Below are 24040 nucleotides of genomic sequence, written 5' to 3'. Positions count from 1 at the left end.
AGCTATCGCAGTGTTTGTAGTCAGTTAATCCTGGTTTTAATGTTTTTTAATGTGATTGTAATCTGGTGCTAATGCCGGGCAGGCACTTTTGGGCATTCTGATGCGGAATTCCGCACCTGCTCACGCCCTGCCTCATGTCATTCGCCCCGTCCATCCTTCGCGTTCTGCCCACTTGGTTGTTGGTGCCCCTGCTGTGTTTGGGCCTGGGCAGCTGCAGCAGCAAAGAAGAGGCCGATACTTCGACGGAGGTGGAAGAAGTACGGAACCTGCCCGTGGCGCGGCTCGAGGCCCGCGACACCGTGCTCACCCGCGACTACGTAGCCCAGATTCAGGCGGTGCGCAACGTAGAAATCCGGGCGCGGGTGCCGGGTTTTTTGGAGCAGATTTACGTGGACGAAGGCCAGGCCGTGCGCAAGGGGCAGCCGCTGTTCCGCATTAACGACGTGGAGTACAAGACCCGCTTCTCGCGCACCCGGGCGGCGCTGAGTGCGGCCAGGGCGCAGGCGCAGGTGGCCAAGCTGGAGCTGGACCGGGTAAAGATGCTGACCGATAAAAATATTATCACCAAAAGCGAGCTCAACGTAGCCCAGGCCAAGCTGCGGGCTGCGCAGTCGCGCGTCGAAGAAGCCCGCTCCATGGCGAGCAACGCTTCCCTGCAAGTTAGCTACACCCTGATTCGGGCACCCTTCGATGGCGTGGTGAATCGCGAGCCCCTGAAGGTGGGCAGCCTGGTCGACAACGGCACCCTGCTCACCACGGTCTCAGACACGCGGCAGCTCTATGCCTACTTCAACGTGTCGGAAATGGAGTACTTGGAGTACACCAAAACCCGGCGCCAGTCCGCTGTCAACGACGACCTGGAAGACGACGTGGTGCGGCTGGTGCTGGTAGATGGCACCCTCTACACCCCGCCGGGCAAGATTGAAACCGTGGAAAGCGAGTTCGATGCCAGCACGGGTTCCATTGCCTTCCGGGCCCGTTTCGATAATCCCAAGAAGCTGCTCAAACACGGGGCCACGGGCAAGGTGCGCCTGAGCAACGAAATAGAGAACGCGCTGCTGGTGCCGCAAAAGGCCGTGTTTGAAGTGCAGGACAAGAATTACGTGTATCTGGTGGACCAAAAGGGCGAGGTGAAGCGCAAAAGCTTCGTGCCGCAGGTTCGGGTGTCGGCTTTCTACGTGGTGAAAGAGGGCCTGAAGGCCGGCGACCGGGTGGTATGTGGGGGCATTCAGGACCTGCGCGACGGCACCCGCATCAGCGCCCACCCCGTGACGATGCAGAGCATGCTGGCCGCCGTGCCCTAGCCGCCGCGCCCGCTTTCCGGCCGCGGCGAGGCGCGGCTCTTCCCACCCGCTATTTCGCTTGTCATGTTCGATATATTCATCCGCCGGCCGGTTTTGTCGCTGGTTATTTCGCTGTTTTTCGTGCTGCTGGGGGCACTGGCCTTTTTTACGCTGCCAGTGACGCAGTTCCCGGACATTGCGCCGCCGTCCGTGACGGTGCGGGCCAAGTACAACGGCGCCAACGCCGAGGTGTGCGCCAAGGCCGTGGCCGTTCCGCTGGAGCGCGCCATCAACGGCGTGCCGGGCATGACCTATATCCAGACCGTAACCAGCAACAACGGCACCACGCTCATTACGGTGTATTTCGAGGTGGGGGTAGACCCCGACATCGCCGCCGTGGCCGTGCAAAACCGCGTGTCGACGGTGATTGACGAGCTGCCGCAAGAGGTAATCCGCAACGGCGTGATGACTGAGAAGGAGGTGAACTCCATGCTGATGTACATCAACCTGGTGAGCGACGACCCCGCTGCCGACGAGCAGTTTATCTACAACTTCGCCGACATCAACCTGCTCAACGAGCTCAAGCGCATCAAGGGCGTGGGCCTGGCCGAGCTCATGGGCAACCGCGAATACTCGATGCGCGTGTGGCTCAAGCCCGACCGCATGCTGGCCTACCGCACGTCGGTCGATGAGGTGGTGGCTGCTATTCAACAGCAGAACATTGAGGCTGCCCCCGGCCGCACTGGCGAGAGCGCCGGCCGAGCCCCGCAGGTGCTGCAGTATGTGCTGCGCTACACCGGCAAGCTCGACAAGCCCGAGCAGTACCGCAACATCGTGGTTCGCGCCGACCCCGACGGCTCCGTGCTGCGCCTCCAGGACGTGGCCGATGTGGAGTTTGGCGCCCAAACCTACCGCATGGAGTCCAAGACCAACGGCCGACCCTCGGCTGCCATCCGGCTCAAGCAGCTGCCGGGCTCTAACGCTTCGGAAATCATCGAAAACATCAAAATCCGCATGGCGGAGCTGAAAAAATCCAGCTTCCCGCCCGGCATGAACTACATCGTGAGTTATGACGTGTCGCGCTTCCTCGACGCCAGTATTCACGAAGTGCTGCGCACGCTGGTGGAGGCGTTTTTGCTGGTGTTTGTGGTAGTTTACATCTTCCTGCAGGACTGGCGCTCCACCCTGATTCCGGCCCTGGCTGTGCCGGTGGCCCTCATCGGCACGCTGGCGTTCATGCAGATGCTGGGCTTCAGCATCAACCTGCTCACGCTATTTGCACTGGTGCTGGCCATTGGTATTGTGGTCGATAATGCCATTGTGGTGGTGGAAGCCGTGCACGCCAAGATGCACGAAGAGCACCTTGGGCCGCGGGAAGCCACATTTGCGGCCATGAATGAAATCCGCGGGGCGCTGGTGGCCATCACGCTGGTAATGTCGGCCGTGTTTGTGCCGGTGGCATTTCTGTCGGGGCCGGTAGGCGTGTTCTACCGACAGTTTTCGCTCACGCTGGCCATTTCCATTGTCATTTCGGGTATTAATGCCCTCACGCTCACGCCGGCGCTGTGCGCGCTGCTACTCAAGGAAATTCCAGCTGATGACGAGCGCAAGGGCTGGTTGGGCCGCTTCTTCGCGAGCTTCAACCGCAAGTACGAGGCCTTTGCAGAGCGCTATCAGGGGCTGGTGCGCTGGCTCTCGAGCCGCCGGCTGGTAACGGCGGCGCTGCTGCTCGTTTTCTTTGGCGCTACATGGGGCATCAACCGTGTGCTGCCCTCGGGCTTCATTCCGTCCGAAGACCAGGGTATGGTGTACATCAACGTGACCGCGCCGGCCGGGGCCACGCTGGAACGCACCACTGCGGCCCTCAACGAAGTGCAGCGCATTGCCCAAAAGCTGAAGGCTGTAGAGTCGGTTTCGACCCTGGGCGGCTTCTCGCTGATGAACGACGTGTCGGGCTCCAGCTACGGCATGGGCATGATTAATCTCAAGCCCTGGGACCAGCGCACCGAGTCGGTGCAGGACATCATGACCCAGCTCACGGCCAAAACCCGCCACATCACCGACGCACAGATTCAGTTTTTTACGCCGCCCACCGTGCCGGGCTTCGGCAATGCCGGCGGCTTCGAGATGCAGCTGCTCGACCGCACCGGCCGCGGCGACCTGCAGGAAACCGACCGGGTGGCCCAGCGCTTCCTCACGGCCCTGAACAAGTCGCCGGCCGTAGAGGGCGCCTTCACTGGCTTCGACCCCAAATTTCCGCAGTACCTCATCAAGGTCGATGCTGACCTGGCTGCCAAAAAAGGCGTGAATGTGGCCCAGGCCATGAACACGCTGCAAACCTTCATGGGTGCCAACTACATCTCCAACTTCATCCGCTTCGGGCAGATGTACCGCGTCATGATTCAGGCCGACCCGCGCTACCGCGGCAAGCCCGAGGACGTGCTGACCATGTACGTGAAAAACAGCCGCGGCGAAATGGTGTCCTGCGCCACGTTTATGCGCCTGGAGCGAGTGTACGGCCCCGAGCAGCTCACCCGCTACAACCTCTACAATGCCGCGCAGTTCAACGGCAATGCTGCCCCCGGCTACAGCTCCGGCGACGCCATTCGAGCCGTGGAGCAGGTGGCGGCCAAGGAATTGCCGCGCGGCTACACGTTCGAATGGAGCGGCATGACGCGCGAACAGATTCTGTCCGGCGACCAGGCCATGTACGTCTTCCTGCTGGTGCTGGTGTTTGTGTATCTGCTGCTGGCCGCGCAGTACGAAAGCTTCGTGCTGCCGCTGCCGGTGCTGTTGAGTTTGCCCACCGGCATCTTCGGCTCCTTCCTGTCGCTGAAGCTGCTGGGTCTCGAAAACAACATCTACGCCCAGGTGGCCCTGATTATGCTCATTGGTTTGCTGGGCAAAAACGCCATTCTCATCATCGAGTTTGCCGTGCAGCGCCGCAACGAGGGCGCTTCCGTGCTCGATGCGGCTGTAGAAGGGGCGCGCTCGCGCCTGCGGCCCATTCTAATGACTTCTTTCGCCTTTATCGCGGGCCTGATTCCGCTGTGCGTGGCCAACGGCGCTGGGGCCGTGGGCAATCGGTCCATCGGCACGGCGGCGGCAGGCGGCATGCTCATCGGCACAATATTCGGCGTGGTGCTGATTCCGGGGCTGTACGTGCTGTTTTCAAGTGATAAAAAGAATCCAAAAGAGCCGCTGACGGAGCTGGAGGATGCGCCAGTTGTGGAGGAGAAGGTGGCGACTACGGCTTGACGGAGAACCTCACCCCCCCGGCCCCCGCCGGGCACGGCCCCTCTCCAAAAAAGAGGGGGAGCCTGACGATGAAAATGTGGTTCAAACCATGAGCTACTAAGGTATTTAGAAAGATAACTATGTCCTTGAATAATCTTTTTATCGATGCTGCGCCTTCAAGGCGTCAGGCTCCCCCTCTTTTTTGGAGAGGGGCCGTGCCCGGCAGGGGCCGGGGGGTGAGGTTCCCTCTTGGTGTTCTATTCGCAATTATACTGTTCACCGGCTGCCAGTCCGTAGCCCCGCGTGTCGTCACGCCCCGCTCAACGGCCATCCCTACCACCTTCAGCACCGCCACCCCGGCAACTGCTGATACCCTCACCTTGGCGCAGCTACCTTGGCACCAGTTCTTCGGCGATTCGGCCCTGGTAACCCTCATCGATACGGCCCTGCACGCCAACCCCGACCTACTGGTGGCCGTGCAGCGCGTGGAAATAGCCCGCGCCAGCCTGCTGGCGGCTCAGGGCGCGCTGTTGCCAAGTGCAAGAGTCGGGGCAACCGCCGGCTTCGACCGGTTTGCTGCCTATGCGGCCCAGGGCCAGACCAGTACCAACGACGGCCGGGACCTGCCCAACGGGGTGCCCAACTTCTCCATGGGCTTGCAAAGCAGTTGGGAAATCGACCTGTGGGGCAAACTGCGTAGCCGCCGCCAAGCGGCCTTCGCGCGCGTGCTGGCCAGTGAGCAAGGCCGGCGCCTGGTGCAAACCGCCCTCATCGCCCAGGTGGCCAGCCTCTACTACGAGCTGCTCACCTTCGACAACCAACTGGCCGTACTGGGTAAAAACCGCGCCCTGCAGGAACGCGCCGTCGAAATTGTGAAGCTCCAGAAGCTGGGTGGTCGGGCCACCGAACTGGCCGTGCAGCAGTTCGCGGCCCAGCTGCTGCGCACCCGCAGCCTCGAAATCGAAGCTCGCCAGCGCATCGCCGCCACCGAAAACACTCTTAACCGCCTGTTGGGGCGCTACCCACAGCCCATCCGGCGCGGCCTGCCCTTGACCATGCAGCAGATACCGGTGCAAGTAGCGGCCGGCCTGCCCGCCGCCATGCTCCTGCGCCGCCCCGATGTGCAGCAGGCCGAACTGAACCTGATAGCCTCCCGCGCCGATGTAGCCGCCGCCCGCGCCGCCTTCCTGCCTTCGCTCACGCTGGGCCCGTACCTGGGGCTAAATGCGTACACACCCGCGCTGCTCTTCCAAACGCCCGGCTCGCTGGCTTACGGCCTGCTCGGCGGCCTTTCGGCCCCACTACTCAATCGCAGCCTGTTTCGGGCGGACTACCGCCGCTCGGCCGCGCAGCAGCAGGCCGCTTACTGGAACTACCAAAAGGCTGTGCAAACCGGCTTTGAGGAAGTGAGCACCAACCTGAGCGGCATTGAAAACTACCGCCGCGTGGCTGACCTGCGCCAGCAGGAAGTGGCCGCCCTCACGCGCGCCGTGGATGTATCAAACGACCTCTACCGGGCCAACTACGCCAACTACCTCGAAGTGGTGACGGCCCAGCGCAGCGTGCTCGATGCCGAGCTCATCCTCACCGACACGCGCCGCCAGCAGTTCCTGCTGCTTATCGACCTCTACCGTGCCTTAGGCGGCGGCTGGGACGCCAGCCCCGGAGCAGCAGGGGAGTAAGAGGTCGGCCTAATGGGACTGGTAGGCTCGGTGGGTACACCGGCCTTCTGCCATGAGCACCCACCGAGCTACTTTGCATGGGGCGCCGGTCCGCTTTTTTAACCCTCGCTTTGCCGATGAATCTTGGTGCCACCCGCGCTGCTGTGCCCCAATCGCCAAGTGCCGCTGAGCCCATGGGCAACGCAATCGGGTACATCAAAGACCTCTTCACAAAATGATAACATTGGAGGTATGGCGCCGTTAGCAGCACCTGACCAGCGCTGTACGAGTGCGCTTTCTAAGGCTATTGCGCCACTGCGGGCCGCTCCGGGTACTGGGGCTTTCTCACGTTGTGCCCATCGCAAGGGGGGGCGTGTCGGACGGATATTTTTGGTTAATTAAATTTTTCTTCTATATTTGGCACATCAATTCCTCTAGTTTGAAGGATTGTTTTTATACAGAGGCGTGGAGAGACAGGCTCGACGAAACGCCGGCAACCCCCTGCTAACGCAGAACGGTGCCAACTCCTGACCATATAAAAACAAGTTGCCGTGCGCCATTCCAACCACCTCCGCCTGCTGACCACTTCCGCTCCTGCCCAACAGTCAATGTGTTGTTGCATGTGCTGCCGGGCTATGCGCATGGCCGGGGCAACGGCTGGTTGTTGAAGCACCCTTTTTAACGGTTGTTACCTCTGAGGTAATCCCTTAATGTCGGCGGCTGCATAAGCCACTCTTCTAAGAGCATGGGCATGCCCTGCGAAAGCTGCTGCGAGCCTGCTTTTTAGCCACCTGGTGTCTGCGTGTGCGGCACCGCTCCCTTCATTTTTATGGAAAATCCCCTGGCAGGGCTGGTCGATGACCTGAGCCGCTACTTGGTGGGCCAATCGGTGCCGGAAGCCCTGGCGATGATTGCCGACCACTTCCCCGGCAAAGCCTCCTTCTCGACCTCATTTGGCCTCGAAGACCAAATTCTTACTCACTTCATTTTCACCCACGAGCTGCCCATTCGGGTGTTCACGCTCGACACGGGCCGCAATTTCCAGGAAACCTACTCCACTTGGAACAAAACCCTGCTGCGGTATGGCCGGCCCATTGAGGTGTTTGCGCCTCAGACCGCCGAGCTGGAAGCGCTGGTAAGCCAAAAGGGCCCCAATAGCTTCTACGAAAGCATCGAGAACCGCAAGGAGTGCTGCTACATCCGCAAGATGGAACCGCTGCAGCGCGCTCTGGCCGGCCAAAAGCTGTGGGTGACGGGCATTCGGGCCGAGCAATCGGCCAACCGCCAGCAGATGCACGCGGCCGAGTGGGATGCTGCCCACCAGCTCATCAAAGTGCACCCCTTGTTCGACTGGACCTGGGAGCAGGCCCAGGCTTTTGCCCAGGAGCACGGCATTCCGGTTAGCCCACTGCACCGGCAGGGGTTTGTGAGCATTGGCTGCGCGCCCTGCACCCGCGCCATTCAGCCGGGCGAGGATTTCCGGGCCGGACGCTGGTGGTGGGAAGACCAGGCCGCCAAGGAGTGCGGCCTGCACGCCACCGCCCCACACCAGGGCCTCGACCCGGTGGTGGAGCGAATGCCAGAGTAAGCTGTCCCACTAGTCTCATTTATCCGCGAATGGCTCCGCCGGGGCCCTCCTTCTTTACGCCCTTATGACTACCCTAAACCTTGATTACCTGGACCGCCTCGAAGCCGAAGCCATCCACATTCTGCGCGAAGTAGCTGGCCAGTTTGAGCGCCCCGCGCTGCTTTTTTCGGGCGGCAAAGACTCCATTGCCCTCACGCGCTTAGCCGAAAAGGCCTTCCGCCCCGGCAAGTTTCCTTTTCCGCTCGTGCACATCGACACGGGGCACAACTTTCAGGAAATCATTGATTTCCGCGACTCGCTCGCTGGCAAGCTTGGTGAGCAGCTCATCGTGCGCAAAGTGGAGGATACCATCCGGGAACGGGGCCTGCACGAGCCGGGCGGCAAATACCCCAGCCGCAACCCGCTCCAGACCTACACGCTGCTCGACGTGATTGAGGAGTTTGAGTTTGACGCCTGCATTGGCGGGGCCCGGCGCGACGAGGAGAAGGCCCGTGCCAAGGAGCGGATTTTCTCGGTGCGCGACGAGTTTGGGCAGTGGGACCCGCGCCGCCAGCGCCCCGAGCTGTGGAACATTTACAACGGCCGCATCCAGAAGGGCGAAAACGTGCGCGTGTTCCCCATTTCCAACTGGACCGAGTTGGACGTGTGGAATTACATCCAGCGCGAGAACATTGCCCTGCCCGACATCTACTTCGCCCACGAACGCCGCTGCGTGGTGCTGCCCAGCGGCCAGCTCCTGGGCCTGAGCGAACACCTTAACCTCGACGACACCGACGAAATTGTGAGCCGCCGCGTGCGCTTCCGCACCGTGGGTGATTCCACCTGCACGGCCGCCGTGGAAAGCGAGGCCGCTTCCATCGACGACATTATTCAGGACCTGCTGCTGGCCAAGGTGAGCGAGCGCGGCGCCACGCGGCTCGACGACAACCTCTCCGAAACTGGCATGGAAGACCGCAAGCGCAACGGCTATTTCTAGAAACCCTTTCGGCGGAACCTCACCCCCGGCCCGCACAACTTTATATAAAATGGACTTACTAAGATTTATCACCTGCGGCAGCGTCGACGACGGCAAGAGCACGCTCATCGGGCGCCTGCTCTACGACAGCGACTCCGTGTCGCTGGACGTGCTAGCCACGCTGGAAAAGCGCCGCCACGCCAGCGGCGAGGTCGACTTGGCTTTGCTAACCGACGGCCTAAAAGCCGAGCGCGAACAAGGCATCACCATTGATGTGGCGCACAAATACTTCACCACGCCGCGCCGCAAGTTCATTATCACCGATGCGCCCGGCCACGTGCAGTATACCCGCAACATGGTTACAGGCGCCTCCAACGCCGACTTGGCCATTGTGTTGGTCGATGCCCGGCAGGGCGTCATCGAACAGACTCGCCGCCACACGCTCATTGCCTCGCTGCTGGGCATTCAGCACTTTGTGCTGGCTGTGAACAAAATGGATTTGGTGGGCTACGACGAAGTTATTTTCAACAACATTGTGAGGGACTACCAAGCAGTGGCCGCCCAATTGAAACTGGCGCATGTGGCAGCTATTCCGCTGAGCGCCCTTAACGGCGACAACGTGGTGCGGCGCTCGCGGCACCTGCCCTGGTACGCCGGCCCCAGCCTGCTTGAATACCTCGAAAGCGTGCCCGTGCCGGCCGATGCCAACCCCAACGAGCCACGCTTTCAGGTGCAATACGTTATCCGGCCCCAGACCCCGGAGCTGCCCGATTACCGCGGCTACGCCGGCCGCGTGCAAAGCGGCACATACCGGCCCGGCGATGCCGTGCGCATCTGGCCTTCGGGGGTGGAAACGGTGATTGAGGCCGTGGAAGTAAACCAGCAGAAAGTGGCCGCAGCCACTGCGCCCCAGGGCGTGGTGCTGCGCCTGCGCGACGACGTGGACCTGAGCCGGGGCGATACCATTGTGCCCGTGAGCGCCCACCCGGCCGTGACGCGCGAAGTAGAGGCTACCCTGTGCTGGATGGACGAGCGGCCCCTCAAAGCCGGGCGCAAGCTGCTAGTGCAGCACCACACTGCCGTGCTAAAGGCTTCGGTGACGGCCATTGTGCACAAAACCAACGTGGCCACCTTCGAGAAGGTCGGCACCGACACCGCTCAGCTCAACGACATCGTGCGGGTGCAGCTAAAAACAGCCGGCCCACTCGTGGTCGACGATTACCGCCAGAACCGCGCCACCGGGGCCTTCATCCTCGTCGACGACCAAACGGGCGCCACCCTGGCCGCCGGCCTCATCGAAGGCACCGACCCCGACTACTTCACCACGCCGGTGCCGGCCGAGGCCGCCTTCTCTATTTGATTTCAGTTGGTAGGCAGTCAGATACAAGAGCCCTAACGACTGTCAACAAATAACTAACAGCTAACACCGACCAGCAATTACGCCATGGCTTCCACTTCTCTTTTTATTCCTCGCCTGACGGTGGTTGGTGCTGGCCCGGGCGACCCGGAGCTGCTGACGCTCAAGGGGGCGCGGGTGCTGGCCTCGGCCGATGTAGTGCTTTACGACGCCCTTGCCAACGAGGCCCTGCTGGAACACACCCGGCCCCACACGCCCGCCTTTTTTGTGGGCAAGCGCCGAGGCTTCGCGGGCTACACCCAGGACGAAATCAATGTCCTGATTGTAGAGCAGGCCTACCGCTACGGCCACGTGGTGCGGCTGAAAGGGGGCGACCCGTTTGTGTTTGGCCGCGGCCGCGAAGAAATGCTGTACGCTGAGCAGCACGGCCTGGGCGCCGAGTACGTGCCTGGCATCAGCAGTGCCGTGGCGGCGGCTGGTAGCCTGGGCATTCCGGCCACGCACCGGGGCCTGAGCGAAGGCTTCCGGGTGCTAACGGCTACCACCGCCGATGGCCAGCTGTCGGGGGCGGTGGCCGATGCTGCCCGCACGCCGCGAACCACCACCATCATTCTGATGGGCCTGAACCGCCTGCCCGAAATCATGGCCTTGTTTGCCCGGCACGGCGGGGCAGAGGTGCCGGCGGCTGTCATCCAGAATGGGACGCTGCCCACTGCCCGCCTCGTAACCGGCACGGTGGCCGACCTGGCCGCCCAAACGGCCCGCGCCGGTCTGGGCGCTCCGGCCATCATTGTGGTGGGGGAGGTGGTACGGCTGGCTACCTGCCGGAGTGCCGGCACGCAGCCCGAGGCGCACGCCGCGCTGCTCCATGAGCTGCGGCCCTACGCCAAAGTGGCCTGATGCGGTCCAGCCCTTTTGTTTTTCACTAAGCCTCGTTTTTACCCGTGAATCAATCTCTCTCTCCCTTACCGGCAGGCTTCGACGAAGCCGCCCTGCGCCAGCTCACGGCCGGCTTTACCCCCCAGCAGCTGGTGTGGCTAAGCGGGTACTTCTACGGGCAGGCTGCCGGCGCTCCCGCTGCCGCGCTCGCCCAAGCCCCGGTTGCGGCCGCCGCGCCTGCCGCGACAGAAAAGCTCACCATCCTCTACGGCTCGCATACCGGCAATGGCAAAAAAGTAGCCCAGCAGGCCGCCGAGGCGGCCGGCCGGCGCGGCCTGCTGGCCACCGTGCACGACCTGAACGAGTACCCCACCCGGCAGTTGGCCCAGGAGCAGCACCTGCTGCTGCTTGTGAGCACGCACGGCGAGGGCGAACCGCCCGCTGCTGCCGAGGAGCTGCACCGCTTCGTGCTGGGGCCGCGGGCCCCGCAGCTCCCGAAGCTGCGCTTTGCCGTGCTGGCCCTCGGTGACCGCAGCTACCTGCACTTTTGCCAAACGGGCAAGGAGTTTGACCAGCGGCTGAGCGAGCTAGGCGGCACCCGCCTGCTCGACCGCGTAGACTGCGACGTGGACTACCACGCAGCCGCCGAAGAATGGATTGCCGCTGTCCTGGATAAAATAGGCGTGGCAGCTCCGACCCCTGCGGCCAGTGCCGGCGGTGCGGCCACTCCGGCTCCCGCTCCCAGCCTCTCGCCCGCCATCACGCGCACCAACCCCTGGCCGGCGCGGGTGCTGGAAAGCATTCAGCTGAATGGGCGCGGCTCGTCGAAGGAAACCTACCACATTGAGCTGGACCTGGCCGGCGCGGGCCTGCACTACGCCCCCGGCGATGCCTTGGCCGTGCTGCCCATCAACGAGGACGGGCTGGTGGAGGAAGTGCTGCGCGCCGCCCGTCTCAGCGACACGGCCCCGGTGCAGCTGGGCAGCGAAAGCCGCCCGCTGGCCGCTGTGCTGGCCAGCCGCCGCGAGCTGACGGTGCTCACCCGCGACGTGCTCGAACGCTACGCCGCCCTCACCCAGCACGCCGAGCTGCACTCGCTGCTGGCCGACACGGCGCGCCTGCAGCCCTATATCTACGGCCGCGACGTGGCCGACTTGCTCACGGACTTCCCCACCGACCAGCTCACGGCCCAGGCCCTGGCCGAAACCCTGCGCCCGCTGCCCAGCCGCGCCTATTCCATTGCCAGCAGCCTGCTCGTGCACCCCGACGAAGTTCACCTAACCGTGGGGGCCGTGCGCTACGACGCCCACGGCCGACGCAAGCACGGCGTGTGTTCATCGTACCTGGCCGACCAACTGACGGTGGGCGACACGGCGCGGGTGTTCGTGGAAACCAACGAATACTTCAAGCTGCCCGCCAATGCTGCCACCGACATTATCATGGTGGGCGCGGGCACCGGAGTGGCGCCCTTCCGGGCTTTTGTGGAGGAGCGGGTGGAGCTGGGCGCCACCGGCCGCAACTGGCTGCTATTCGGCAACCCCCATTTCACCACCGATTTTCTGTATCAGGCCGAGTGGCAGCAGCACCTCAAGCGCGGCGGCCTGGCCAAGCTCGATGTGGCTTTTTCGCGCGACCAGGCCGCGAAAGTGTACGTGCAGGACCGCCTGCTCGAAAACAGCCGTGAGGTGTTTGGCTGGCTCGAAAATGGGGCGCAGTTCTACGTCTGCGGCGATAAAAAGCGCCTCGGCAGCGCCGTGCAAACGGCCCTAGCCGAAGTCGTACGCCGCGAAGCCGGCCTCTCGGCTGAAGCAGCGGACAGCTACGTGCGCGAGCTAAAGAAGCAGCGCCGCTACCTCGAGGACGTGTACTAAGGGGCTATTTGAACAATAAAAAACGGTCATGCTTCGGCAGGCTCAGCATGACCGACCATTTCACGATTTTTTGGATAAGGTCTAACCAACCTTATTGCCGTCTGCTTTCCGGCTCTTTTCATGAAAACCCTGTTGCCGCTTTTTCTGCTGCCCCTGCTTGCTCCGGCCCAAACGGTGCACCAGCAGGGCTATTGGGTGCGCTTGTACCTGCGCACCCAGGTGGGCAAGCAACTGGCCCTGCACAGCGAAGTGGACGAGCGGCGCTTTGCCTGGCCCGATGGGCAGTGGCAGTTCATTACTCACCAGCATTTGCACTACCGTGCTTCGCCGGTGTGGGACATGGCCCTCGGCGGCACGTATTCGCAGCAGCCCCGGCGCGGAGTTAGCGTGCCGGAGCGGCGGGTTTTTGAGGAAGTAACGGCTACGCTGCCTTTGCCCGGCCGCTTCCGGGTGCAGCAGCGCTTGCGGGCGGAGCAGCGCTGGCAGCGGCAGCTGGCCGGCGCCGACCCCAGCCCCGGCTGGGCCTACGCCATGCGCTTTCGCGGCCGCCTGCAGCTAGACTGGCTCCTGCGGCCCGGCTGGAAGGTGCGCGCTTCCAACGAGCTGCTGCTCAACGCCGGCAGCTTCGACCAAAACCGCTTCTACGCCGGGGCCGAGCGGCAGCTGGGCGCTGGCTTTGCGGCCGAGCTGGGCTACCTGCGCATCTGGCAGCAGCGGCCGACGGATGCCAGCACCTTCGTCCGCGACGTGTTGCGGCTCACTATTTTCAAAGACTTGTCGCTGCTGGCGGCCAAGCCTCATTCTTTCTAGCAACGTTTTTCCATTCCGATGGCCGATACCCTAAAATTATCCGAAGTAGAGCACGTCAAAACCGCTAGCAACTACCTGCGCGGCAGCATCGTCGAAAGCCTGGGCAACCGCATCACGGGTGCCCTCAACCACGACGACACCCACCTTATCAAGTTCCATGGCTCCTACCAGCAAACCGACCGCGACCTCGACGGCGAGCGCAAGCTGCAGAAACTGGAGCCGCTGTACTCGTTCATGATTCGGGTGCGCGTGCCGGGCGGAGTGGCCACGCCCGCCCAGTGGCGGCGCCTGGACGAGCTGGCCGACGCCTACGCCAACGGCACCCTGAAGCTCACCACCCGCCAGACTTTCCAGCTGCACGGCGTGCTGAAGCGCCACCTGCGGCCCACTTTTCAGGGCTTCAACGAAGTGCTGATGGATAGCATTGCCGGCTGCGGCGACGTGAACCGCAACGTGATGTGCAACACCAACCCCCACGAGTCGGCGGTGCACGCCGAGGTGTATGCCGCGGCCATGGCCATCAGCGCCCACCTCACGCCCCGGACCACCGCCTACTGGGAGCTGTGGCTGAACGGCGAGCAGCAGCCCACCGCCGACGTGGTAGATGACGAGCCGATTTATGGCAAAACCTACCTGCCGCGCAAATTCAAAATCGCCCTGGCGGTGCCACCCTACAACGACGCCGACATTTTCTCCAACGACATCGGCCTGATTGCCATTGAGGAAAACGGCCAGCTGCTGGGCTACAATGTAGCCGTGGGCGGTGGCCTGGGCCTGACCTTTGGCCTGCCCGAAACCTACCCGCGCCTGGCCGATATCATTGGCTTTGTGGCCGCGGCCGATGTGGTGGACGTGTGCGAGAAAATCGTCACCATTCAGCGCGACTGGGGCAACCGCGAAAACCGCAAGCTGTCGCGCCTCAAGTACACCCTCGACCGGGTGGGGCTGCCGGCCTTTCAGGACGAGCTGCACCAGCGCCTGGGCTACGCTCTGGCCCCGGCCCGGCCCTACCGCTTCCACACCTCGGCCGATGCGTTTGGGTGGTCGGGCGAAGCCACCGGGCTCTCGCACCTCACCTTGTTTATTGAGGGCGGACGCGTGCTGGACCGGCCGGGCTTCGCCCTGAAGACGGCGCTGCGCGAGGTTGCCGCTTTTCACACCGGCGAGTTCCGCCTCACCGGCAACCAGAACGTGATTCTGGCCAACATCGAGCCGGCCCACCGCGCGCGCATTCAGGCCCTGCTGGAAGAGCACGGCGTGTGGCCCGGCACCGTACGCCACACAGCCCTGCGCCAAAATGCCCTGGCCTGCGTGGCCCTGAACACCTGCTCGCAGGCCTTTGCCGAGGCCGAGCGGTATTTGCCCCAGCTGCTCGACAAGCTCGACGCCGTTATCCGGGCCCACGGCTTGGCCGATGCTGGCATTCTGATTCGGATGACGGGCTGCCCCAACGGCTGCGCCCGCCCTTACCTGGGCGAAATCGGGCTGGTGGGCCGCGCCCTTGGGCGGTATAACCTGTACCTCGGCGCCAACCACACCGGCGAGCGCCTGAACAAGCTCTACGCTGAGATGCTTGATGAGGACGGCATCCTACGCGCCCTTTCGCCCCTGCTGGCCGACTATGCCGCCCACCGCGAGTTGCAGGAGGGCTTTGGCGACTTTGTGGTGCGCCGGGGCCACGTGCAGGCCACCACGCACGGCCAGAATTTCCACGCCTGATTTCGCACTTTCCATGACCGGTGACTACATTGCTGCTACTGCTTCCCACGCACCCGCCCCCCGTATAGTGTCTGCAACGCCGCCTACTCTCAACGCCCTGTTTCCGGTATTCCTGAAACTGGAGCAGTTTCGGGTGCTGCTGGTGGGCGGCGGCAACGTAGGCCTGGAGAAGCTCTCGGCCATTCTGCGCAACAGCCCGGCCACGGCCGTGACGGTGGTGGCCCCGCGGCTGCTGCCCGAGCTACAGGCGCTGGCGCTGCTGCATCCGCGGGTGCAGCTGCATGCCCGGCCCTATGCCGACGACGATTTAGACGACCAGGATTTTGTGTTCGTCGCCACCGACGACCCATCCCTCAACCGCCGCATCAAGGCCGCGGCAGCGGTTCGCCGCATCCTGACGAATGTGGCCGACACGCCCGAGGAGTGCGACTTTTATCTTGCTTCGGTAGTGCAGAAGGGCGATTTGAAAGTGGCCATTTCCACCAACGGCAAGTCGCCCACGGTGGCCAAGCGATTGCGCGCCGTGCTGGAAGAAACGCTGCCCAACGAGCTGCACACCCTGTTGCAGCAAATGACCGTTATCCGCCAGCGCCTGAAGGGGGACTTCACCCACAAAATCAAATCCCTAAACGCCGTGACTGCGGAGCTTGCCTACGGCCCGGCCTACGAAACGCCCGCTACGACCTACTGGCGGCGCGTGGCCACGGGGGCGCTGGCCACGTTTGCGCTGTTTATCCTGCTTAACATCCTGTCTTACTACACCACTTGGCCGCAGGCCTGGGCGTTGCTGAGCAGCTCGAAAACGTTTTATCTATTCGTGGCCGTGGGCTTTGTAGCGCAGCTGATTGATGGGCTGCTGGGCATGGGCTACGGCGTGGTCTCTGCCATCAGTCTGATGTCATTGGGATTAAGCCCCATAGCGGTGAGTGCCAGCATTCATACCGCCGAAATGTTTGCCAGCGGGGCGTCGGGCTACCAGCACTACCGCTTCGGCAACGTGAACAAGCGCCTGTTTAAAGCCTTGCTGCTGCCGGGTGTGGCGGGTTCGATAGCCGGAGCCCTGCTGCTCACCTATTTTGGCGAGCAGTATGTTGATTGGGTAAAGCCTATTCTGGCGGTGTACCTGCTGCTGCTCGGCCTGCGCATTATTGGCAAAGCCTTTCGCAAGCACCAGGAGAAGCGCCGCAAGGTGAAGAATGCCGGCTGGCTGGCCGGCGCCGGCGGCTTCCTCGACTCGTTTGGGGGCGGGGGCTGGGGCCCGCTGGTTACCAGCACGCTTATTGCCAACGGCCGCACGCCGCAGTACGTCATCGGTACGGTAAGCCTGGTGGAGTTCTTCGTCACGTTTGCCAGCGCTTTCACGTTTTTCACGCTAATCGGCATTTCGCACTGGCAGATTGTGGCTGGGCTGATTGTAGGCGGGGTGGCGGCGGCGCCATTTGCGGCCCGGCTAGCCGGCCGCATTCCCACCCGCTGGATGTTCATGGCCGTGGGCACCATGGTGATTATATGGAGCCTGTGGGCGCTGCGGAATCTGTTTTAAGAAACCATTGAGCGGTTTGCAGAGCCTCTCACAAGTGATACGGGGCAGTATGCTCAAAAAGTAAAAATCAGGAGAGAGCAGTAAGGTAAGCAGCAGGGGAGGGGCCTACTTTGCAACACTGCTTTCATGGCCGTGGGGCCTTGACAAAGCAGCGACCCCGCAGGCTGCTGAAAGCCAGGCGCTAACCAATCACACGCACTCTGCCATGCGCAAACATCTTCTGTACGCCCTGCTGCTGGGCAGCCTCAGTTTACTCGCTGAATCAGCCAAGGCCCAGGCTCCAATGCACACGTTTACGCTGGGCACCGAAAGCTTCCTGCTCGACGGCCAGCCGTTTCAGATGATATCGGGCGAGCTGCACTACCCGCGCATCCCGCGCGAAGCCTGGCGCGCGCGCCTGAAAATGGCCAAGGCCATGGGCCTGAACACCATCGGTACCTATGTGTTCTGGAACGTGCACGAACCCCAGCCGGGCCGGTACGACTTCGCGGGCAACCACGACGTGGCCGCCTTCGTAAAAATGGCCCAGGAAGAAGGCCTATGGGTGGTGCTGCGCCCCAGCCCCTACGTGTGCGCCGAGTGGGAATTTGGCGGCTATCCCTACTGGCTGCAGAACGTGCCCGGCTTGCAGGTGCGCAGCCAGGAGCCGCAATACGTGGCCGCCTACCGCCGCTACCTGCAGGCCGTGGGCAAACAGCTGGCTCCACTGCAGGTCAACCACGGCGGGCCGGTACTGCTGGTGCAGGTCGAAAACGAGTACGGCTCTTACGGCAACGACAAAGAGTACCTGGCCCTGAACAAAAAGCTGTTCGAAGAAGCCGGTTTCGACGGCCTACTCTACACCTGCGACCCAGTGAAAGACGTGGCCAATGGCCACCTGCCCGGGCTGCTGCCCGCCGTCAACGGTACGGACAAGCCCAGCCAAATCCGTCAGTTGGTGCGCAGCAACCACAGCGGAAAAGGCCCCTACTACGTGGCCGAATGGTACCCGGCCTGGTTTGACTGGTGGGGCACGCCGCACCACACGGTGCCCGCCGAGAAATACACGCCGGGCCTGGATTTGGTGCTGCAGGCTGGCATGTCCATCAACATGTACATGTTTCACGGCGGCACCACCCGCGGCTTTATGAACGGGGCCAACTACAAGGGCGGCACCTCCAACTACGAGCCCCAGATAAGCAGCTACGACTACGACGCGCCCCTCGACGAGGCCGGCAACGCCACGCCCAAGTTTTTGGCTTTCCGGCAGGTCATCGCCAAGTACCGCCCAGCCGGGCAGCCCCTGCCGCCCGTGCCCGCCGTCCGGCCCGCCGTGGCCCTGCCGGCCCTGCAGCTCACCCGCGCCGCCAGCCTGCTCAGCCAGCTGCCTGCGCCCGTGGCCAGCCCCACGCCCCTCACGTTTGAGGCCCTTAAACAGGCCTACGGCTTTGTGCTGTACCGAGCCACCGTGCCCGGCGGCAATTCACAAATCCTGAAAATCACTGACCTGCGCGACTACGCCGTGGTCATGGTGAACGGCCAGCGCGTGGGCACCCTCGACCGCCGCCTGCGCCAGGACAGCCTGCAACTGGCCCTGCCCGCCGGCTCCGTGCAGCTCGATATTCTGGTAGAAAACATGGGCCGCATCAATTTCGGCAAGTACCTGCTCGAAAACACCAAGGGCATTACTCAAAGCGTACGTCTCGGCGGCCAAGAGGTGAAAAACTGGCGCATGTACGGCCTGCCCTTTGACCAGGTCCCGGCTGTGGCCAAGCCTGCCACGCAAGCGCCGGCCTCCACGGCGGCCCCGGTGCTGCGCTCGGCCACGTTCTCGCTGGCCCAGCCCGCCGATACCTACCTCGACATGCGCTCCTGGGGCAAAGGCGTGGTGTGGGTGAATGGCCACAACCTGGGTCGCTACTGGGCAATTGGCCCACAGCAAACCCTTTACGTGCCCGCCGAATGGCTGAAAAAGGGCAAGAACGAGGTCACCGTCCTGGAATTGCTCAAGCCAGCACAGGCCACCCTCACCACCCTCGACCACCCAATTCTCAACGAGCTGCGGCCCTGAGGCCGGGCGCAATGGATAAAGCCGGCCCAGCGGGTATTATTTGGCCGGGAGCACCAGCACCGGAATCTTGCTTTCGAGCAGCACCTGGGCCGTGACGCTACGGTGGAACAGGTTGCCCATGAAGCTGCGCTGCCGGGCAATGAGCACCACTAGGTCAAAATCTTCGGGCTGCGCCGCTTGCAGAATGCCATCGGCTGCGTCCTCGTGCACCACCTTGCGCGTGCAAACGGGCGGCAGCTCCAGCGCCAGCCCCGTGCGCAGCACCGAGTCGAGCACGGAGGGCGGAAGTTCGCCGCTGCGCCTGTTGGCCACCACGTGGCCCACAACAAGCTCAGCCCCGAGGGCCGCCAAAAACTGGCGGGCGCTGCCGGCGTGCTCGCCCAGCGTAAAGTTTTCGCCATCGACGGCCAGGAGCACGCGCCGCGGCGGGGCGGTGCTGCCCACCGAGTGCGGCACCACCAGCATGGGGTAGGGGGTGGTGCGCAGGATGTCCAGCGAAGTCGTTTCCACCAGTTCGTTGGGAGTGCCCGAGTGGTCGGCGCGGCCCAGCACCACCAGTTGCGGGTGGTGGCGGGCCACGGCGTCGGCCACGGCAAAGGCGATGCGGCCGTGCCCTACTTCGGCCACCACCGGCACGGGCAGGTGGCTCGCCACGCCGCTGAGGGCGAGGCTTATGGCTTCCTGGCCTAGGTTCGAGAGCTGGCCGGTGAACATCTCGGGGTCGAGAATGGAGTCGCGGCGCACGTGCAGCAGCACCAGCCGCGCCTTCAACGGCCCGGCGAGGTTGGTGGCGTAGTCCAGCGCCCGGTTGGCCGCCTGAAAAAAATCGGTAAGAATAAGCAGGGAAGCAGCCATGGGCAGGAGCGGGGAGAGAGCTGGAAACAACAGCAAAGTACCGGCCCATGGAGCATCAGTCACCTGCGCAGAGTTGGCCGGAAACCTGATTTTAGTCATGGTGCCTCACACGGGATTGGCTGCCACCCGCCGTGCCCGAGCCAGTGCTTTCCTGACTGCGCAATGGGGGATGATATGATGAAAATCAGCCGGTGAAGTAATCATTGTCAGAGCATTGGTATTGGCAGGAAGCGAATTTTGGATTATCCTAATCGTCCACCGCGGGGTGTGCCCCGGTCACTTATTCGCCATGCTTACTTCACTGCGCCCCCTGCCCATCACCCCCCAGCCCATGCCCGCCGAAAGCCTGCTGCCACAGCAACCTGACGAAGCCCTGGAACAAGCCGTACGCACCCTGTTTCGGCAAGACCCGCAGCTGCCCGCTTTTGAAGCGCGGGTGCAGGCCCACCACGGAGTGGTGACGCTGGTGGGCGTGGTGGGCACCCTGCGCACCCGGCAGGCCGCCGAGGAATATGTGCGCCGCGTGGCCGGCGTGTGGCACGTGCACAACCTCCTGAAGGTGCGCCCCAGCCAACCGTGGTCTGCAACTGCCAGCCGACCACAAGCTGGCGCCTCTCCAAAGTAGTTCCTTATCCCACCCTTTCTTCTCGCGTTCGCCATGAAAACGTCTGGAATTGTAACCTCCCGCGCCCGCTCATACTACGGCCGTTTCGCTGGTGCCGCGCTGGCCATCAGCTCCGAGGCGTTGCGGTGCACGCAGGAAGCCGATGCCACCCTGGCGCTGGACCACTGGGGCTGCGAGCAGTTAGGCCCGGCGGCCAGCCCGCATTCAACCGAAAGGTCTTGCTGGCCTCAGGCACCGGCCCCTGCCGCTTCTTCATCTTTCTAAACTGCATTGCCATGAGCCCCTCCCTGGTTGTTCTGACTGATTTTTTCGCGGTATCTAACCGTGCGCTTTCGTACGCGGCGGGCCTGGCCCTGCCGCTGCAGGCACATTTGGTGCTGCTGCACGTGCGCCACGACGGCCTGCTGGCACCCGCCGAATACCGTAGCTCCCACACCTGGGCGGGCGAGAAGAGAACCGTCCACGCCCTGGAACAGCTGGCCGCCACGCAACCCGTACCCACGTACGTGGACGTTTCGGAAGAGTACCTGCCCGATGCCGTGCAGGCGGTGGTGCGCCGCCACCACCCGCTGCTGCTGGTGCTGGGCCGGCCCGGCATGGCCAATGCCCCGCAGGAAATTATTGTGAGCACGGCCATGGACCTGCTCCGCCACGCGCCCTACCCGCTGCTGGTGGTGCCCACCGTGGGCTGGGACTCGTTTCCGCCCCGCCGCCTGCTGCTGGCTGTCGATGGTGAGCCGTTCCAGCTCACGCAGTCTCAGAACGTGGTGCGGCACTTGCTGCAAGCCACCCAAGGCACGCTCAATGTGGTGCATGTGGCCGACGACGCCCAAACCCGGCCCGACGCCGTGACCCTGCTGCACCACCTTCGGCAAAACGGCCTCGCCGACGACGTCACGGGCCCCGGCCGGCTCCACACGCTGGTTCGGCACCGCGCGGTGGGGGGCGTGCTCGAAGAAGCCGCCCGCCTCGAAGCCGACCTGCTGGTGGTGGTAGCCCGCCGCCACAGCCTGCTGGGCAGCCTGTTTCATCGCAGCGTCACGGCCCAGCTCATTCAGGAGAGCCCCATTCCGCTGCTCCTGCTGCCGGCCGAATACTAAGCTCGGCGCGGGCCAGAAACAGGGCGGGCAATGGCGTTAGCCTTGTTTCGCTGCTTCGTAGTATTGGGTAAGCTGTGTGGGGGTGGCTGGCTGAAAGTCTTTGCGCAGACGCTACCGAGCGCCTTGCGACACGTGCCTGGCTCCGCTGCACCTCTACCGAAATCGGTGCTGTAACCCAGGCTGCTGGCTGTGCCGCAGTGGGGGCTAACCATTCTTGTGGGTTCTTCGTTAAAGGCAACTCAAAAGCCGCAGTATTTTCAATGCGGTACCTTACACTGAACCTTTTGGTCCTATGAAAAAGCAAATTTTTCTTCTCGCCCTGTTGGTAGCTACTGGCGCCTTTTCGGCCAATGCTCAGTCCACTAACACCACCACAACCAAGCAGACCACGGTGACGCCGGCTACGCCCGCCACCCCTGCCACGCCGGCTACCCCAGCCACGCCCGCGGTTGAAACTCCTGCCTCCTCCACCACAGTTGAGTCGACTACAACTACCACACAGCCCGCCACGACCGTTGTTGAGCAGCCCGTGCAAACGGTGCCCACCAACGCCAAGGTGAAGGCCAAGCGCAACAAGACCAAGATTAAGCCCAAAGACTAAGGCCCAGCCTGGTTTTTAAGCTCCTTCCAACGACCGGCCGCAATTACTTGCGGCCGGTCGTTTTGCTTTCGGCCGGTTTGCCCACCGAGATGAGAATCACAAATACCAGCCGCCCCGCCAACCTGCTTCCCGAGAGTGCTCAGCATGATGGGCGAATTCCATTTTAACCAGGCTCTAAGTGCTGGTACTGCAGCTAAAGTCGTGTAGGCTTGTTACGTTTGGTTGGCCCGCAATTCTTGCCTTTATAAAGGTCTCATGGAAAAGCCAGAAATCATCTCTTATCAGGAGCTGCGCAAAATCGTGGGCATGCTGGGCATTGCCTTTCCCATCGGTTTGGTGTTGGGGTCCATTGTGCTGGGAAATTGCGAATGGCCCGACATTCAAAGCTCCATCAGCAGGTACTACCACACCTTGATGCGCGACGCGTTTGTGGGGACGCTCTGCGTAGTGGCGTTCTTCCTGTATGCCTATAGGGGCTACAACCACTGGGCCGATACTCTGGCCAGCCGGGCAGCCTGCGTCTTTGCCCTGGGCGTCGCTTTTTTCCCTACTACCATGCAGGAGCCCCACAATGCTTGCACCCGCATTCTGGAGTCAACTCCCCAATGGGTAGGCACCGCGCATTATGTTTCTGCGGCCCTGTTATTCGCCACTTTCACGGTTTTTTCCCTGCTGCTCTTCACCAAAACCGACGGCGACATGACGCCGGAGAAAAAGAAGCGAAACCTTATTTACCGAATCTGCGGCGTGGTAATGGCCTTGTGTATCGTGCTGTTGGGCCTGTATTTTGCCTTTTTTCAGCACACGTCTTTGAAGGCCTATAAGCCAGTGTTCTGGCTGGAGGCCATCGCCTTGTGGGCCTTTGGCATTTCCTGGCTCACCAAAGGCGAGTTCATCTTCGAAGACAAGCCGCGCGACGGCAGCGCTGGCACTCAGGGCCGGTCCAAGGAGTCGGCTCTGGTGTCATAGTGACTGGCAAAGGCTAGCGAGACAGCTGCGGCTTGGCGGTCAAGGCGGGCATTGCCTATAGCTTGTCTTGCTTTATCAACTTCCGGTAAAGGCCAACCAAACGACGCTGCGATACGCCAAGCCAGTAGAGCCCGGCAATGAGCGTGAAGGCGCCCTGCAGGCGGTATACGCCGTTGTCGAGGTACTTGCGGGCCGAGGTAGTGACGGCCCGGGGCAGCAGGCGGAAGGGCGCCCGGGCCTGTAACCGGCGCACGATTTCCTGGTCTTCCATAATGAGCAGGTCTTCGCGGAAGCCGCCCACCTGCTCAAACAACTCGCGACGCACAAACAGGCTCTGGTCGCCAAAGCGCACGGCCGTTAGGGGCAGGCGCGTGCACCAGGCACTGAAGCGCAGAAACCAATGGGGGTGGTCGAAGGTCAGGCGGTAGCAGCCGCTGGCGTAGCCTTGCTGGTGGGCCTGGCGCAGGTCGTGCAAGAAGTTTGGTGGTGGAAAGGAGTCGGCGTGCAGAAAATACAGCAGTTCGCCGGTGGTCTGCCGGGCACCGTGGTTCATTTGGGCGGCGCGGCCCTTGCGGGGGCAGGTTAGCACGGTCACGCCTTCCCGTTGGGCACGTTGCCGGGTGTCGTCGGTGCTGCCGGCATCGGCCACGATGATTTCCAGCCCAACCTCCCCGGCCGTGGCCTGCCGCAGGTAGTCGAGCAGCGCCCGGATGGTGGGGCCTTCGTTGTAGGTAGGAATAACAATGCTCAACCGCGGCCGTGCATTCACCGGTGGGTCTTGCCGGTGGGAAGCAGGCAGGGCGGTTGCAAACATAAAACGGCGACGTAAGGGAGAGTCCAGGTTGCGAAGAACTGGTTTTTCGGGCCTGCTTCTGTTCAACAAATACGCCGGCCCAAGGCCCTGTGTTGCCGAACCCGATATATAAAACCCGGGTTT

Annotated in this window: 19 protein-coding genes and 1 riboswitch; of the genes, 17 read left to right on the top strand and 2 right to left on the bottom strand. The window is 62.7% G+C overall.

What is annotated here, in order from left to right:
• Positions 1-134 precede the first annotated feature (134 nt).
• The 12 genes from ACP7AJ_RS08680 (at position 135) to ACP7AJ_RS08625 (ending at position 18953) form a co-directional block, all read left to right on the top strand.
• Positions 135-1304, top strand: coding sequence for an efflux RND transporter periplasmic adaptor subunit (locus tag ACP7AJ_RS08680; RefSeq protein ID WP_426059796.1), 1170 nt, complete (start codon positions 135-137; stop codon positions 1302-1304).
• Between the two features lie 63 nt (positions 1305-1367).
• Complete coding sequence (locus ACP7AJ_RS08675; RefSeq protein WP_426059795.1) at positions 1368-4541, top strand: efflux RND transporter permease subunit; 3174 nt, start codon at positions 1368-1370, stop codon at positions 4539-4541.
• A 215-nt stretch (positions 4542-4756) separates the two neighbouring features.
• Positions 4757-6202: a TolC family protein gene (locus ACP7AJ_RS08670; protein ID WP_426059794.1), complete on the top strand. Its 1446-nt coding sequence runs from the start codon at positions 4757-4759 to the stop codon at positions 6200-6202.
• A gap of 429 nt (positions 6203-6631) precedes the next feature.
• Positions 6632-6723, top strand: a riboswitch (SAM riboswitch).
• A gap of 287 nt (positions 6724-7010) precedes the next feature.
• The gene (locus tag ACP7AJ_RS08665; RefSeq protein ID WP_426059793.1) at positions 7011-7769 is read left to right on the top strand and encodes a phosphoadenylyl-sulfate reductase; all 759 of its coding nucleotides are present in this window, start codon (positions 7011-7013) and stop codon (positions 7767-7769) included.
• 64 nt (positions 7770-7833) lie between these two features.
• Positions 7834-8745 carry a sulfate adenylyltransferase subunit CysD gene (gene cysD / locus ACP7AJ_RS08660; protein WP_426059792.1) on the top strand — a complete coding sequence of 304 codons (912 nt, stop codon included), beginning with the start codon at positions 7834-7836 and terminating at the stop codon, positions 8743-8745.
• 49 nt (positions 8746-8794) lie between these two features.
• A complete protein-coding gene (locus ACP7AJ_RS08655; protein ID WP_426059791.1) occupies positions 8795-10084 on the top strand; it encodes a sulfate adenylyltransferase subunit 1 in 1290 nt (429 codons plus the stop codon).
• Positions 10085-10168: 84 nt separating this feature from the next.
• Complete coding sequence (gene cobA / locus ACP7AJ_RS08650; protein WP_426059790.1) at positions 10169-10981, top strand: uroporphyrinogen-III C-methyltransferase; 813 nt, start codon at positions 10169-10171, stop codon at positions 10979-10981.
• 44 nt (positions 10982-11025) lie between these two features.
• A complete protein-coding gene (locus ACP7AJ_RS08645; protein WP_426059789.1) occupies positions 11026-12831 on the top strand; it encodes an assimilatory sulfite reductase (NADPH) flavoprotein subunit in 1806 nt (601 codons plus the stop codon).
• A gap of 120 nt (positions 12832-12951) precedes the next feature.
• On the top strand, positions 12952-13641 hold the full coding sequence (locus ACP7AJ_RS08640; RefSeq protein WP_426059788.1) for a DUF2490 domain-containing protein: 690 nt from the start codon (positions 12952-12954) through the stop codon (positions 13639-13641).
• Between the two features lie 18 nt (positions 13642-13659).
• Positions 13660-15360, top strand: coding sequence for an NADPH-dependent assimilatory sulfite reductase hemoprotein subunit (locus ACP7AJ_RS08635; RefSeq protein WP_426059787.1), 1701 nt, complete (start codon positions 13660-13662; stop codon positions 15358-15360).
• Between the two features lie 13 nt (positions 15361-15373).
• On the top strand, positions 15374-16903 hold the full coding sequence (locus ACP7AJ_RS08630) for a TSUP family transporter (protein ID WP_426059786.1): 1530 nt from the start codon (positions 15374-15376) through the stop codon (positions 16901-16903).
• Between the two features lie 205 nt (positions 16904-17108).
• Positions 17109-18953 carry a beta-galactosidase gene (locus ACP7AJ_RS08625; protein ID WP_426059785.1) on the top strand — a complete coding sequence of 615 codons (1845 nt, stop codon included), beginning with the start codon at positions 17109-17111 and terminating at the stop codon, positions 18951-18953.
• A 36-nt stretch (positions 18954-18989) separates the two neighbouring features.
• On the opposite strand, the gene ACP7AJ_RS08620 is transcribed toward ACP7AJ_RS08625, so the two are convergent.
• The gene (locus ACP7AJ_RS08620; protein WP_426059784.1) at positions 18990-19907 is read right to left on the bottom strand and encodes a universal stress protein; all 918 of its coding nucleotides are present in this window, start codon (positions 19905-19907) and stop codon (positions 18990-18992) included.
• Between the two features lie 190 nt (positions 19908-20097).
• Here ACP7AJ_RS08620 and ACP7AJ_RS08615 point away from each other — a divergent pair, with 190 nt between their 5' ends.
• The 5 genes from ACP7AJ_RS08615 (at position 20098) to ACP7AJ_RS08595 (ending at position 23103) form a co-directional block, all read left to right on the top strand.
• A complete protein-coding gene (locus ACP7AJ_RS08615; RefSeq protein WP_426059783.1) occupies positions 20098-20433 on the top strand; it encodes a BON domain-containing protein in 336 nt (111 codons plus the stop codon).
• 33 nt (positions 20434-20466) lie between these two features.
• Entirely contained in the window at positions 20467-20697 is a 231-nt protein-coding gene (locus ACP7AJ_RS08610; protein WP_426059782.1) for a hypothetical protein, read from the top strand.
• 11 nt (positions 20698-20708) lie between these two features.
• Positions 20709-21533, top strand: coding sequence for a universal stress protein (locus ACP7AJ_RS08605; protein ID WP_426059781.1), 825 nt, complete (start codon positions 20709-20711; stop codon positions 21531-21533).
• Between the two features lie 292 nt (positions 21534-21825).
• Positions 21826-22134: a hypothetical protein gene (locus ACP7AJ_RS08600; RefSeq protein ID WP_426059780.1), complete on the top strand. Its 309-nt coding sequence runs from the start codon at positions 21826-21828 to the stop codon at positions 22132-22134.
• 255 nt (positions 22135-22389) lie between these two features.
• Positions 22390-23103, top strand: coding sequence for a hypothetical protein (locus ACP7AJ_RS08595; RefSeq protein ID WP_426059779.1), 714 nt, complete (start codon positions 22390-22392; stop codon positions 23101-23103).
• A 55-nt stretch (positions 23104-23158) separates the two neighbouring features.
• Here ACP7AJ_RS08595 and ACP7AJ_RS08590 read toward each other — a convergent pair whose 3' ends face one another.
• Entirely contained in the window at positions 23159-23917 is a 759-nt protein-coding gene (locus ACP7AJ_RS08590; RefSeq protein WP_426059778.1) for a TIGR04283 family arsenosugar biosynthesis glycosyltransferase, read from the bottom strand.
• Positions 23918-24040: the final 123 nt, after the last annotated feature.

It is taken from the genome of Hymenobacter sp. B1770 (assembly GCF_049896385.1).
Lineage (GTDB): Bacteria > Bacteroidota > Bacteroidia > Cytophagales > Hymenobacteraceae > Hymenobacter.
Note: the sequence above shows the minus strand (reverse complement) of the source record. Positions and strands in the feature narration are given on the sequence as shown.

Excerpts from the sequence above, each read along its gene's own strand:
- ACP7AJ_RS08655 (WP_426059791.1), top strand. The coding sequence starts at position 8,795 with ATGGACTTACTAAGATTTATCACCTGCGGCAGCGTCGACGACGGCAAG.
- ACP7AJ_RS08590 (WP_426059778.1), bottom strand. The coding sequence starts at position 23,917 with ATGTTTGCAACCGCCCTGCCTGCTTCCCACCGGCAAGACCCACCGGTG.
- ACP7AJ_RS08675 (WP_426059795.1), top strand. The coding sequence starts at position 1,368 with ATGTTCGATATATTCATCCGCCGGCCGGTTTTGTCGCTGGTTATTTCG.
- ACP7AJ_RS08595 (WP_426059779.1), top strand. The coding sequence starts at position 22,390 with ATGGAAAAGCCAGAAATCATCTCTTATCAGGAGCTGCGCAAAATCGTG.
- ACP7AJ_RS08610 (WP_426059782.1), top strand. The coding sequence starts at position 20,467 with ATGAAAACGTCTGGAATTGTAACCTCCCGCGCCCGCTCATACTACGGC.
- ACP7AJ_RS08665 (WP_426059793.1), top strand. The coding sequence starts at position 7,011 with ATGGAAAATCCCCTGGCAGGGCTGGTCGATGACCTGAGCCGCTACTTG.
- ACP7AJ_RS08605 (WP_426059781.1), top strand. The coding sequence starts at position 20,709 with ATGAGCCCCTCCCTGGTTGTTCTGACTGATTTTTTCGCGGTATCTAAC.
- cysD (WP_426059792.1), top strand. The coding sequence starts at position 7,834 with ATGACTACCCTAAACCTTGATTACCTGGACCGCCTCGAAGCCGAAGCC.
- ACP7AJ_RS08630 (WP_426059786.1), top strand. The coding sequence starts at position 15,374 with ATGACCGGTGACTACATTGCTGCTACTGCTTCCCACGCACCCGCCCCC.
- ACP7AJ_RS08680 (WP_426059796.1), top strand. The coding sequence starts at position 135 with ATGTCATTCGCCCCGTCCATCCTTCGCGTTCTGCCCACTTGGTTGTTG.
- ACP7AJ_RS08625 (WP_426059785.1), top strand. The coding sequence starts at position 17,109 with ATGCGCAAACATCTTCTGTACGCCCTGCTGCTGGGCAGCCTCAGTTTA.
- ACP7AJ_RS08615 (WP_426059783.1), top strand. The coding sequence starts at position 20,098 with ATGCTTACTTCACTGCGCCCCCTGCCCATCACCCCCCAGCCCATGCCC.
- cobA (WP_426059790.1), top strand. The coding sequence starts at position 10,169 with ATGGCTTCCACTTCTCTTTTTATTCCTCGCCTGACGGTGGTTGGTGCT.
- ACP7AJ_RS08620 (WP_426059784.1), bottom strand. The coding sequence starts at position 19,907 with ATGACTAAAATCAGGTTTCCGGCCAACTCTGCGCAGGTGACTGATGCT.
- ACP7AJ_RS08635 (WP_426059787.1), top strand. The coding sequence starts at position 13,660 with ATGGCCGATACCCTAAAATTATCCGAAGTAGAGCACGTCAAAACCGCT.
- ACP7AJ_RS08640 (WP_426059788.1), top strand. The coding sequence starts at position 12,952 with ATGAAAACCCTGTTGCCGCTTTTTCTGCTGCCCCTGCTTGCTCCGGCC.
- ACP7AJ_RS08600 (WP_426059780.1), top strand. The coding sequence starts at position 21,826 with ATGAAAAAGCAAATTTTTCTTCTCGCCCTGTTGGTAGCTACTGGCGCC.